At 45.3% G+C, this 10,524-nt stretch carries 10 protein-coding genes; 4 read left to right on the forward strand and 6 right to left on the reverse strand.

Going from position 1 to position 10,524, the window contains the following annotated elements:
- Positions 1-38: 38 nt before the first annotated feature.
- Complete coding sequence (locus BCT81_RS17180) at positions 39-554, reverse strand: RNA methyltransferase (RefSeq protein WP_008216600.1); 516 nt, start codon at positions 552-554, stop codon at positions 39-41.
- A gap of 275 nt (positions 555-829) precedes the next feature.
- Here BCT81_RS17180 and BCT81_RS17185 point away from each other — a divergent pair, with 275 nt between their 5' ends.
- The gene (locus BCT81_RS17185) at positions 830-2,491 is read left to right on the forward strand and encodes a methyl-accepting chemotaxis protein (protein ID WP_102425232.1); all 1,662 of its coding nucleotides are present in this window, start codon (positions 830-832) and stop codon (positions 2,489-2,491) included.
- A 125-nt stretch (positions 2,492-2,616) separates the two neighbouring features.
- Here the strand turns inward: BCT81_RS17185 and BCT81_RS17190 are convergent, their stop codons facing one another.
- Together BCT81_RS17190 and BCT81_RS17195 are read right to left on the reverse strand one after the other, a co-directional pair.
- Positions 2,617-3,300: an endonuclease gene (locus BCT81_RS17190; RefSeq protein ID WP_102425233.1), complete on the reverse strand. Its 684-nt coding sequence runs from the start codon at positions 3,298-3,300 to the stop codon at positions 2,617-2,619.
- A gap of 4 nt (positions 3,301-3,304) precedes the next feature.
- Positions 3,305-4,174, reverse strand: a complete 870-nt coding sequence (locus BCT81_RS17195; RefSeq protein WP_102425239.1) for a LysR family transcriptional regulator — start codon at positions 4,172-4,174, stop codon at positions 3,305-3,307.
- Between the two features lie 229 nt (positions 4,175-4,403).
- Between BCT81_RS17195 and BCT81_RS17200 the strand changes: the two genes are divergently transcribed.
- Positions 4,404-4,739 (forward strand): DUF3316 domain-containing protein, encoded by a 336-nt coding sequence (locus BCT81_RS17200; protein WP_102425234.1) that lies wholly within the window; start codon positions 4,404-4,406, stop codon positions 4,737-4,739.
- Between the two features lie 129 nt (positions 4,740-4,868).
- On the opposite strand, the gene BCT81_RS17205 is transcribed toward BCT81_RS17200, so the two are convergent.
- Complete coding sequence (locus BCT81_RS17205) at positions 4,869-6,506, reverse strand: methyl-accepting chemotaxis protein (RefSeq protein WP_102425235.1); 1,638 nt, start codon at positions 6,504-6,506, stop codon at positions 4,869-4,871.
- Between the two features lie 259 nt (positions 6,507-6,765).
- Between BCT81_RS17205 and BCT81_RS17210 the strand changes: the two genes are divergently transcribed.
- Positions 6,766-7,191, forward strand: coding sequence for a DUF3010 family protein (locus tag BCT81_RS17210; protein WP_004741147.1), 426 nt, complete (start codon positions 6,766-6,768; stop codon positions 7,189-7,191).
- A 62-nt stretch (positions 7,192-7,253) separates the two neighbouring features.
- Here the strand turns inward: BCT81_RS17210 and BCT81_RS17215 are convergent, their stop codons facing one another.
- On the reverse strand, positions 7,254-8,153 hold the full coding sequence (locus BCT81_RS17215) for a DMT family transporter (protein ID WP_102425236.1): 900 nt from the start codon (positions 8,151-8,153) through the stop codon (positions 7,254-7,256).
- A 123-nt stretch (positions 8,154-8,276) separates the two neighbouring features.
- On the opposite strand from BCT81_RS17215, the gene BCT81_RS17220 reads away from it, so the two are divergent.
- Positions 8,277-9,704: a PLP-dependent aminotransferase family protein gene (locus BCT81_RS17220; protein WP_102425237.1), complete on the forward strand. Its 1,428-nt coding sequence runs from the start codon at positions 8,277-8,279 to the stop codon at positions 9,702-9,704.
- 97 nt (positions 9,705-9,801) lie between these two features.
- On the opposite strand, the gene BCT81_RS17225 is transcribed toward BCT81_RS17220, so the two are convergent.
- Positions 9,802-10,350 carry a carboxymuconolactone decarboxylase family protein gene (locus tag BCT81_RS17225; RefSeq protein ID WP_102425238.1) on the reverse strand — a complete coding sequence of 183 codons (549 nt, stop codon included), beginning with the start codon at positions 10,348-10,350 and terminating at the stop codon, positions 9,802-9,804.
- Positions 10,351-10,524: the final 174 nt, after the last annotated feature.

The raw sequence follows: 10,524 nt of genomic DNA on the forward strand, positions 1-10,524 counted from the left end.
ATATTGAGTTTTAAAAATATCTAACCACGAGAGTCAGACTAGCACTTCTCTTTGATAACTAGATGGTTGCGATTATCACGGCTTTTCTTAATCAGCTCGTTGCTCTCGTCCATTTCATCTGACTTAGCAAGGCGATCATAAAGCAGCACATTCACGGTTGCAGCCAAGTTCATGCAACCAACTGTTGGAACGTACACAACGTGGTCCGCTCTATCCGCAACATCTTGAGTGATAGATCCGTCTTCTGGACCGAAAATGTAAATCGCATTTTCTGGGTGTTTAAAACGTGGCAGTGGCGTAGCACCTTCGGCAAGTTCCACACAAACAATCTTGGTTTCAGGGTCAAGGTTGTCTAAAAACGACTCAACGCCCGTCAGCGGAATAGTACGCGTAGCACTCTTGGTATCAGTGTGAAATTTAGCGGCTTTTTCGTAGCGTTGCCCTGTGTATTTAACTTCGTCGACTTGATAACAACCAGCCGCACGCATGACAGCACCTACGTTTGTCGGGCTTTTAGGGTTAGTTAAACCAATAGTCACATGGCTTTTGTTCATGAATCTTTCTCACTTAACGAATAGACATAGCAGGGTGCTACAAAGCGTCGCATTCTAGCAAAGCAACGTTGAATTCAAAAGCATCGAAACAGATGAGTCGCATCTCCTTTAAGCCCCTAGTTGCAAGGGTTGTCACATAAAAAATTTAACCGCCATCATATTTATAAAACAAAAACATTTTAGAGTAACAATTAAACAACAAGCCCATTTACATTTTGAAACCACATTAATAATGTGTTGAAAATTGCATGAGACAATCACACAGGAATCGTGACATGACCCTAACCATCAAAAACCGCCTTTATATTCTCTCTTTCATTCCACTACTGCTGATGGCAATCGGGATGATGAGTGTGACGTATATGAAGAGCACCGAGCTAACCGCACAACAAGTAGAATCGACGCGTAGCAATATGATGGCGATGAAAGAAAAGGAACTCAAAGCGTATCTGCAAATGGCTCAGTCTTCTATCAGCCCGTTCTTAGAAAGAGGTGCAACATTAGAAGAGGCCTTGCCAACCTTAAGAACACTCGAGTATGGCGAATCGGGCTATATCTTTGGTTACGATTCTAAAGGTGTGAGAGTGGTCGTCGGACAGAACACGGATGGCATTGGCAAAAACTACTACGACCTACAAGACAAAAAAGGCAATTACCTGATTCGTGACCTCATCAAGAACTCAAAGCTTGGCGAATTCACGACGTACTATTTTCCGAAACTTGGTCAATCTGAAGCACTACCAAAACTCAGCTACTCGATATTCATCCCACAATGGGACTTGATGCTCGGCACTGGTTTTTACACCGACGATATTGATGCTGTTATTGCAGAGATGAAAGAGAGCTCAAATGCTGCACTACAAGGTTCCCTGACTGCTATCGCGATTTTCTGCGGATTGATTGCCCTTGTTGTCGCAGCGTTTGCTGTTGCTGTGAACCGTACCATCATGCAGCCACTTGAGCAGTTTGACCGTTCGATTAGTGCATTCGCGAGTGGCGAAGCTGACTTAACCGCTCGCATGGAACACTTCAAAGCCCCTGAGTTCACTAGGCTCAGCGATAACTTCAACGCCTTCGTTGCTAGCCTACAAACCATCATCCGCAGCGTGAGCGATGTAGGTCAGCAAGTCGTCGCAGAAACCAGCAGCATGTCTTCTCGCGCTGCTCAGGTCGATGAGATCGCCACAGGCCAACGTGAAGAAACAGAACAGGTTGCAACGGCAATGACCGAGATGACCACAACAGCACAAGAGATCTCAAGCAATGCGAGTCAAGCAGCAGATTCAGCTAAGCTTGCAGAAAACAATGCTAAGGAAGCTCAGCAGATCGTAAACGCTGCGGCCGACTCGGTAGCAGGTCTAGCGAGCGAAGTATCAGAGGCCAACACAGTGGTATCACGTTTAGAAGGTGACGTGCAGAACATCTCCTCTTCACTCGCGGTCATTCAAGACATTGCCGAGCAAACCAATTTACTAGCACTGAATGCTGCCATTGAAGCAGCTCGTGCAGGTGAGCAAGGCCGTGGCTTCGCTGTTGTTGCGGATGAGGTTCGTAAGCTTGCGAGCCGAACTCAAGAAAGCACAGGCGATATTCATAAGATGATTGAGCAGTTAAAAGCCGCTTCAGATGCCGCTGTGAAAGCGATGGATTCAAGTCAAAATAGAAGTGCTCAAACCGTCGAAGAAGCGAACGCTGCCGCGGCTGCACTGGCGAAGATCCAAGAATCGATCGATACCATCATGGATATGAACTCGCTTATTGCGACAGCAACCGAACAACAAAACATAGTCGGCCAAGAGATATCCCAACGTATTGTCGTAATATCAGACCAAAGCTCTCAATCGGCATCGCTAGCCAACCAAAACCGCGCTGGTAGCCAAAACCTCAACAACCGCGCGAATGAGCTTTACCACTTGGTCGACCGTTTCACGGTGTAAAACCATTTTGGTCTCGTCCCGGACAAGTAAACGACTCGACATTTAATATAGCTCGGGCTTCAGAACCTTTATTCTGAAGCCCGATTTTTATCTTGAGATGATTCGGCAAATGGGGGCAACGTCGTTTAAGCCAAAGCTTCAACGCCATTTTTTATACAATCTTGAGTTAAAGGACATTGCTGGCACTTTGGTTTAGGATGACAAAACTGCTGCCCATGCTCAACCAACAAGCCATGGTAATAGCTATACCTTTGAGTATCCGGTGGGATAACACTCTCCATAAGGGCTCGAAACTTTTCATACGATTTAGGCACATCCAGTCCATTGCGAGTGAAAATTCGTCGCGCGTATGCATCAATGACAAAAGACGGCTTACCTATCGCATAGACCAAAATCGCATCAGCCGTTTCACCGCCAATCCCTTTGACTTCGAGTAACTCTTTACGCTGCTGATCTTTGTCCTGCTCTCGAACCAAAGACATGTCGTATTGGTACTTCAAAAACCACTGGGTCACAGCTTTCAGCTTAATGGCTTTCTGATTGTAATAGCCACTAGAACGAATCTTTTGAGCAAACTCATCGAGATCCATACTAGCAATTGAAATTGGGTTGCACTGCTCACCTAAATTGGCGAGTGCTTTCTCTGCGTTCTTCCAATTCGTGTTCTGCACCAAAATAGCACCTAAGACTATCTCGTATGGGTCGTCTCTTCGCCACCAATCAAAATAGCCGTAGTGTTGCTCTAGTGTATCAAACACACTGAGTATCAACTCGCGTTGGTTTGCTGAATGACGCTCAGTGTCGGTCATAGAATTAATCTAATTGCTCAGAAAGGAAATCCACCAGCAAGCGAACCTTAGAAGACAAGTTACGGTTTTGAGGATATAGCGCCCAGATCCCTTCTTTATCGTCTCGATAATCAGAAAGCACTTCGACCAATTCACCCGTATCAAGGTCTTCACTCACGTAATATTCAGGCAGTTGTACCAAGCCGATACTCTGCTTCGCTGCATCTAATAAAGCCAAGCCACTATTACACTTAATACGTCCATTAACGCGAACTGAGCGAGGACGACCATTTTCCTTAAAACGCCAGTGCTCAAAGCCACCAACTAAACATTGATGATTACTCAGCTCAGAGAGCGTATGTGGTTCACCGTAACGTTCAATGTACTCCGGGCTTGCGCATACGTAGAGCTGTCGTTGAGAAAGCTTCTTTGCCACCAGGCTAGAATCTTCTAATCGACCAAGACGGATCGCGACATCGACACCAGAATCAATTAAGTCGAGCTTTTGGTTAGTCAGCATTAACTCTAATTCTACTTGCGGGTGAAGCTTTAAAAATTGGTGAAGTATTGGTGCTAGTTGACGCTCACCATAGGTGACAGGAGCCGTCACTTTTAGCAATCCTTTCGGTGTCGATTGCATTTGTGTTACCGCCAATTCCGCAATCTCTAAGCCCTCAACCAACAATTTACACTGCTGATAATAGAGCTGCCCTGCTTCTGTTAGCGAAACCTTTCGAGTCGTTCGATTGAGCAGTTTCACCGCGAGACGTTCCTCGAGGTTTGCTACTCTGCGACTGATTTGAGCGACCGATGTAGCAAGCTTCTGCGCAGCACCTGTAAAACTCTCACGCTCTGCGACTGCAACAAACTCACTTACCCCTTCCCAATTGGCCATGCCTTTACCTTGTGCTGAACTGTGGATACCCATGCAGTGTATTGAAGTTACCGATTTCTGTCACCTTGCTTGATATGCTTTGTGCATAACTCCCTGCTCATGGTGCCTATTGGACTAACTTCTTACATAAGTTCGTTTTTGTCCTAACATTAATCTTATCAACTGTTGGTAAGTTGAAAACTCGAATCATTGGTTACACAGCAAAGTCAGGTACTCTTATGAAAAATTAATCATACTTGCATCAACTCTTGTACTCAGCACCACAGCGTTCGCAGCAACTAAAACGACGATCCAAGAAACAACGCTAAAGTCTGATACCTTTGTTACTGAAGCGGAAGCATACGATGCAGGCACGAGCCTTATGGATGAGCTAAGCACAAAGACACCGTTTGAACTTTCAAGAGAACTGCCACAGTTCCAGCAAACAACAAAATACGATTCGTTCAAAATTGATGACGCGAATATGGAGGTGAAGAAAATCACCAACATGAACGGCGATGTTCACTACCAAGCAAACGTAAAAGTTAATTACCGTTACACATACCGAGACGGTCGTAGCAGCTAATCACTAGCAGCTCACGGCCAACAACGGATCATGTATCTAAAAAAGAAAGCCCGAACTCATGGAGTTCGGGCTTTCTGTTATTTCTTTGCGGCTAACGAGAACAAACCACGTTCATCTCAGCTCTAAGTGTTACACCTCGAACTGAGAAACTAGGCTATCAAGCGCCTCACATTGCTCGGCCAAAGCCATGCACGCATTTTCAGCGCTGCTCGCCATCTCAACCATTTGCATCGTACTCTCTGCGATACGTTGAACATTTTTGTTCACTTCTTCAGACACTTGAGACTGCTGAGAAGCTGCCGTCGCAATCTGCGTGTTCATGTCATTCATCTTACCGATTGAATTACGAATCTCACTCAAAGAAGATGCTGCAGTTCCGGCTTGAATAATGGTTTTCTCGCCGCTGATTTTGCTCTCGCTCATCACGCCAACTGCATGTTTCGCGCCGACCTCTAAACGCTCAATCATAGCTTCGATTTCACCGGTGCTGTCTTGAGTCTTACTTGCCAACGCACGCACTTCGTCCGCGACTACAGCAAAACCACGACCTTGTTCTCCCGCACGTGCCGCTTCGATCGCTGCATTCAAGGCCAACAAATTAGTTTGTTCAGCAATACCTTTGATCACGCCAAGAATAGAGGCGATGTTTTTCACATCAGTATCCAGCTCCTGAACCACACCACCCGCGTTCTCGATATCTTGAGCTAGACGTTCAATTGATGTCACGGTTAGACCAAGCGTAGTGTCTGCCGACTCCACTTCGTGATTCGCAACGTTACTTGCGGTAGCCGCATCTAGGGCATTACCGCTCACCACTTCGCTAGTCGCCTGCATTTCATGAACAGCAGCCGCAACAACTTCACTCTCTCGCTGTTGGTTTGAAGAGAATTCAGCAACGCTTTTAGTGAGCGACTTAATATTTTCCATCTCAGCTCGAACAGCGTTTGACGTGAAAATTACTTGCTCAACCGTAACGTGGATTTTGCCAACAAACTTATTGAAAGCAGAGCTTAAACGAGCAATCTCGTCGTTCCCTTCCACCTTCATGCGCTGAGATAAGTCACCATCACCTGATGCGATCTCATTCATTGCTTTCTCAACGTTCTGAATTGGTTGAACAATGAAACGGTTCGATAACCACATCGCAAACAATGCGGCAAAAACAGCGACTGCCATTCCAACCTCAATGATCAACTTGCTTGATTCAATTGAGTCGCCCGCTTGCTGACGCAGCTCTTTCTGCTTCAACTCAATCAGGGTACGGATATCACGCAGTTGTTTACGGATAATCGCAAACTCAGCATCTAACGCTGGCGAGTAATCAATGTTGTATTGATGTGCATTCGCAGGGTCAGCAAACATAGGTTCGTGTAGCGCGACCCACTTACTCATCGCATTAACCAGTTTAGACAGTTCACCACGTGAAGAAGGATCTAACACACCAGCTCGATACAAAGTCTCAACACTTTCAAAGCGTGGAACCGCTTTATAAGCGTTGTCTTTGAATTCGAACTTTTGATAGTCAATCGCCGCCTGATCTTTGGCAAGTAACAAGCCTTGCGCTGAAGCGATGATTTGGTAGATATCGCGGTAGCCATCTTCTAGGTTATCTAGAACAGGTTGAACGACATTGTTGAGCTCGTTATTAATCGCAGCTTGAGCATTTGATCTGATAACGTTGAGCACGGTAACGGTAGAAAAAACAATCACAATCACCAACAGCGGGATCGCGATTTTACTCTTAATCGAAAGATTATTGATATTCATTGGGATTAATAACCACACTTCAAATAGGGATGCGCGCGCAATATACAGCACACATATGAAATCCCGCTAAGCTTTTGTGAGCCTCATCCCATAGCAAACGTTACCGCCTATCTACATGATGACAAATTAGCCAAAGGTTAACTTTTCGCCGTTAAGATATTCTCTGATTTAGACTTATTTTCGACGGATACACGCAAATACTGGAGAAGTGTTAGAAATAACACCATAATATAGGGCTCTAAAATAAGTAGGTAAGAACATGAAAATTTGTGGTGTTGAAATCAAAGGTAACGATGCAGTCATCTGTCTTCTTTCTCTGTCAGATGGTGTATTTAACATTCCTGATTGCCGAGTTTCTAAGGTTTCTATCAGCGACGCTAACGACACACAGAATATGAAAGACTTTCAATTCTCTTTTGCAAAGTTAATGGAAGATTACCAAGTAGAAAAAGTAGTGATTCGCCAACGCCAAACTAAAGGCAAATTTGCTGGCGGTGGCTTCGGCTTCAAACTAGAAGCAGCGATCCAATTGATCGACGGCCTAAACGTTGAAGTAGTTTCTCCAGCAGACATCAAAGAAAGCCTGAAGCGTAACCCTCTAATGATGAAGTTCAAAGAGACTGGCCTAAAACAATACCAAGAAGCACCGTTTACAACGGCTTACGCATGCTTGATGAAGCGCTAATCGATAATCGCTAGAAAGTTATTGATAGAGAAAGAGCCTGAATATTCAGGCTCTTTTTATTTTTAACGGTTTAAAGCTGCTTGTCTTCGGAACCTAATCAATTCGGGCTTCTTCACCACCAGATAAACCGCAGTGGCTGACAACGCAAAACCCATTGCGCCATAGATGTCGAACGACTCGCCGAAGATAAGCCACGCTTGAATTGCGGTTGTCGGCGGTACGAGATAAAACACCGATGCGACACTTGAAGACGCCCCATTCTCCACCATGTAAAGTAACAACAATATTGCGACACAAGATAGAACGACCACCAGCCAAATCAGCGTTAACGTAAATTCTACCGTCCAGTTCACTTGCATCGTTTCGTAGCGCATCGCAAAAGGCAGGAACAACGCTGCAGAAGCCAAGTATTGCACCATTGCACCGCCCACCATGTCTGTCCCCTTACAGAAACGCTTTTGATATAAAGTGCCGCAAGTAATACCTACCAGTGACACTAAGCATAACAGTGTCGCCAAGCCTTTTTGGTCATCCGATTGCCATTCAATATTACCCATTAACACCAAGCTAATACCCGCAAAGCCAAGCGCTAAACCAAGCCATTGCGCAAAGTTAAAACGCTGTGAGGTGCAGCTGACCATGATCAGCGCGGTAAGAATAGGTTGCAGACCCACCAATAAAGAGCTCAAACCTGCAGGCATCCCCATATCAATCGCCAGATAGGTACCACCGAGGTAAAAACCATGAATCAATATCCCAACAACACACGCATGGAAGAATGCTCGACCACGAGGGATACGACGTTTAAGGATTGCAATCAAGACCAAGAACAGCGCTACGTTGGCTACCATCCTAAGTGAAAGTAACGTCGCGGGTTCAGCGTATTCAACACCAAGACGAGCGCCAACAAAGCCTGACGACCACAATATTACAAACACAAACGGAATCATTTTAATCAGCATTACAAACCTCTGGTCAACCCTTCATCAATGCTGTTACCTTAGTTGGGTACAGATAACTAATAAAGATACAGATATAACACTTTAAATGGTTACAGATTGAGAATCAGTAGAAGGGAGTGCAGTGTGGAAGTAGAAGTCAGCGGTAATAAATATCTCGCCACCGAGCAACATATTAAGGCTCAAATCGATAAGGGGCTCTTTCACCCAGACGATCGCTTACCCTCAATCCGACAACTAAGCGAGCAACTGGGTGTAAGCAAAAACACCGTGATTCGTGCCTATCAAGAGTTGGAAGCGACGGGCTGGGTATATTCCGTTCCCAAGTCGGGTTATCGCGTTAAAGCCCCCAACACCACAAGTTGGGATGCACCGAGCCAGCCGCAAAAAGTTGACCTTTTATCTGTCACTAAATCTGTACTCTCCCGCCCCAGTGGGCGTTTAAAGTTACAAGCAGGCTCTGCTCACCCAAACATTAACAACCCCGCCATTCGTAGTCTGTACGCTGAAATTGGTCGCCACAGCCGCTTGCAGACTCAACTTCCTGGCTATTACCAACTGCCGCCCGGCGACGAACAATTAGTAAAACAATTGTTAAAGATCACCCACGATCTGGGCGTACCTGCAGGATCGAAAGAGATTGCGATCACTCACGGCGCGCAGCAAGCGATCAGTTTAGCACTTCGCGCGTTAACCAAACCGGGCGATATCGTTGTAGTTGAGTCTCCATGCTACTTTGGTAACTTACTCCTATTGGAATCACTAGGCTTACAAGCACTTGAAATACCAAGCAGTGTGAGCCATGGAATCGATATTCAAGCACTACAAAATGCCTTAGATAAATGGGAAGTGAAAACGCTTCTGCTGACACCAAACTTTACCAACCCGACAGGATCTAGAATGCCACTTGCCAACCGAAAAGCATTATTAGAGATAACCGGATCTTTGCCGATTATTGAAGATGATGTGTTCGGGAGTTTGGCGTTTGATGCTCCGATTGCGAGCTTGAAAGAACTGGATGACCAAGAACGAGTGATCTACGTGAACTCTCTATCCAAGACTTTGGACTCTCGCTTGCGTGTTGGCTGGCTGCTTTCCGGTCGCTATCAACCTTTAATCGAAAAGTACCTACTGTGTGACAACATGGGTAGCTCCAACCTGATGCAATCAGCGGTCGGCCAGTTTCTCACCACTGGCAAATATCGCAGTCATTTATCTAAGATGAAGCGACTCTATCAAACCAACCAAAAGCAATTTCAAAGCCTTTTGATTCAAGCCTTAGATAGCTACCCTCATCTTGTAGGACGCTACCATCTTTCCAAACCTGAGGGAGCATTTATAAACTGGATAACGCTCCCCGAATCACTCGACAGCTATGCCGTCTACCAAGATTGTTTGAAGCATAAGTTAGGTATCTTACCCGGCACTGTGTTTGGCACCCACGACCAATACAAACATTGCCTGCGCTTTACTGTCGCGAACATTGAAGAGAACAAGGACTGGAAAGAAGGAGTCGCGACGCTGGCGAAGTTGATCGCCAAACATACACGTTAACTGCTCCACCAAAACAGGCTAGACCCTGAACATAACAAAGCCCCGCTCAACTGAGCGGGGCCTTCATCATTATCATTCCGGGCTTAATTAAAAGCGATTAACCTTGCCAAGCGAACTGCTCAAATACTTTGTCTACTGGCGTTTCAGCAACGTGGTTTACGTAGTTACTGATCACTTTCTGTGACAGGCCAAGAATCACTTCTAAAACTTGCTGTTGGCCGTAACCCGCAGCAAAGAATGCTTCCATTTCGTTTGCTGGCACATTGCCACGGTTACGAACCATACTTAGCGTGAAGTCGTGTAGAGCTTGCAGCTTTTCTGTTGGAAGTGCCGTGCGATTACGCAGTGCTTCAGTAATTGCCGGGTCAACCTTCATTGAGTGTGCAATGCCAGTATGAGCTGGGACGCAGTAGTGACATTCGTGCTCAACGTTAATGGTTTGCCAAACCACTGTCAGCTCTTCTGCATCGAAAGATGAGTCGCTAAACGCTTGATGAAGCTGAGTATAAGCCTTGAGTGTATTCGGTGATTCCGCTAACACACCAAATAAACCTGGAACTCGACCCATCTGCTTTTTCGCACCTTCAAGAATAGGTTGGCTTTGTTCTGGTGCTGATTCTACTGAGTGAATTTTGAATTTGCTCATCGTTCTATTCCTATAAATTCTGATTCTAAATTTGGTCATTTACGGAGATTTAGTGACTGCTCTCCGTTGGTGTGAAAACAATATAAACCAAATTAGAACGATCGTTCAAGCTGAATTCTGAACAGTCGTTCAATATATAACTATCGAATAGGAAATTAAAAGGAAGAATAGACT

Source organism: Vibrio sp. 10N.261.52.A1, assembly GCF_002876325.1.
Taxonomy (GTDB): Bacteria; Pseudomonadota; Gammaproteobacteria; order Enterobacterales; family Vibrionaceae; genus Vibrio; species Vibrio chagasii.

Excerpts from the sequence above, each read along its gene's own strand:
- BCT81_RS17180 (WP_008216600.1), bottom strand. The coding sequence starts at position 554 with ATGAACAAAAGCCATGTGACTATTGGTTTAACTAACCCTAAAAGCCCG.
- BCT81_RS17210 (WP_004741147.1), top strand. The coding sequence starts at position 6,766 with ATGAAAATTTGTGGTGTTGAAATCAAAGGTAACGATGCAGTCATCTGT.
- BCT81_RS17195 (WP_102425239.1), bottom strand. The coding sequence starts at position 4,174 with ATGGCCAATTGGGAAGGGGTAAGTGAGTTTGTTGCAGTCGCAGAGCGT.
- BCT81_RS17190 (WP_102425233.1), bottom strand. The coding sequence starts at position 3,300 with ATGACCGACACTGAGCGTCATTCAGCAAACCAACGCGAGTTGATACTC.
- BCT81_RS17225 (WP_102425238.1), bottom strand. The coding sequence starts at position 10,350 with ATGAGCAAATTCAAAATTCACTCAGTAGAATCAGCACCAGAACAAAGC.
- BCT81_RS17215 (WP_102425236.1), bottom strand. The coding sequence starts at position 8,153 with ATGCTGATTAAAATGATTCCGTTTGTGTTTGTAATATTGTGGTCGTCA.
- BCT81_RS17185 (WP_102425232.1), top strand. The coding sequence starts at position 830 with ATGACCCTAACCATCAAAAACCGCCTTTATATTCTCTCTTTCATTCCA.
- BCT81_RS17205 (WP_102425235.1), bottom strand. The coding sequence starts at position 6,506 with ATGAATATCAATAATCTTTCGATTAAGAGTAAAATCGCGATCCCGCTG.